Origin of the sequence: Carboxylicivirga taeanensis (assembly GCF_051851475.1) — a bacterium.
GTDB lineage: Bacteria > Bacteroidota > Bacteroidia > Bacteroidales > Marinilabiliaceae > Carboxylicivirga > Carboxylicivirga taeanensis.
In genome coordinates this window covers 1-899 of the sequence record NZ_JBPUSJ010000093.1, presented here as the reverse complement: position 1 = coordinate 899, position 899 = coordinate 1, and the positions used below count along the sequence as shown (strand labels likewise).

Sequence of the window (899 nt, the reverse complement as noted above, 5' to 3'; positions counted from 1 at the left end):
ACTTTTCATTTTTAAAGCCAAATCAGCGATTTGGCGTTGGTCGCCGAAGTCACAAAACTTCCCAAATGAGTCGGACTCCATATGCTTTATTGCGGTTTGTTGGCAACAGTATTTATTCTTTACCTACAGATTTATATGTCGTCCAAAGTTTTTAGAAATAATAACCTACTCCCAAACTAAAGGAATCCATACTAAAATTAAACCCAAAATCAGTGTCTTTAAGTTTTGGTTGCTTGTCTTCAACTCCTTCGGTTATTTTTTTGTTAGTTCTTTGATAAAACAAACTTCCAAAATTTGTTTTTAATGCCCATTTATCTGATATAAAATAAGTAAGTCCTGGACGTGCATTAAGACTATAAGTAAACAAATCCGCTGTATAGTAATCTTCATTTGATTCTTGCCCGAACCCCAATGCCAAGTCAATTGTGGTTGTGAAAAACAATTTGTCTGTAATTTTTTGATAATTCCTGTAATAGGGGTTAATTGAAAATATGTGTTCTTTGGATTCCGATCGACTTTCATATTTAGAAAATCTATAGCCAATACCAACGCCTAATACTGATGACTCTGATACAAACCAGCCAATTTTTGGGTTGATATTAAAGTGTTGACTTTTATATTCATTGGTTTGATAATTATACAGGCTGTAATCTTCAGAATCGGATAATGAATATCGAACATTTCCTTCAAGTACTTTTATTCCTGTTTGTCCTTGAGCAGATATAGCCATTGGAATAATGGTTATAATCATTAATAGTAATTGCTTTTTCATTTTAACTCGAGTTATTGTTTAGTTATTGTTGCCAACGGTAGCTGCATGAAGCGTAGCACTTCTTACGCGAGATTGTCCGTCCGGCAGGACTGACAATCGGTTGGACTTACAAACCGCCCAAAGTGCG

General features: G+C 34.8%; 1 protein-coding gene. It reads right to left on the bottom strand.

Annotation, left to right across the window (positions count from 1 at the left end; all coding sequences use genetic code 11):
- Nucleotides 1–151 precede the first annotated feature (151 nt).
- Nucleotides 152–772 (bottom strand): hypothetical protein, encoded by a 621-nt coding sequence (locus ACSX1H_RS19390; protein ID WP_439185911.1) that lies wholly within the window; start codon nt 770–772, stop codon nt 152–154.
- Nucleotides 773–899: the final 127 nt, after the last annotated feature.

What these genes read in the sequence shown, in the direction of transcription:
- ACSX1H_RS19390 (WP_439185911.1), bottom strand. Translation starts at nt 772, where the DNA reads ATGAAAAAGCAATTACTATTAATGATTATAACCATTATTCCAATGGCT.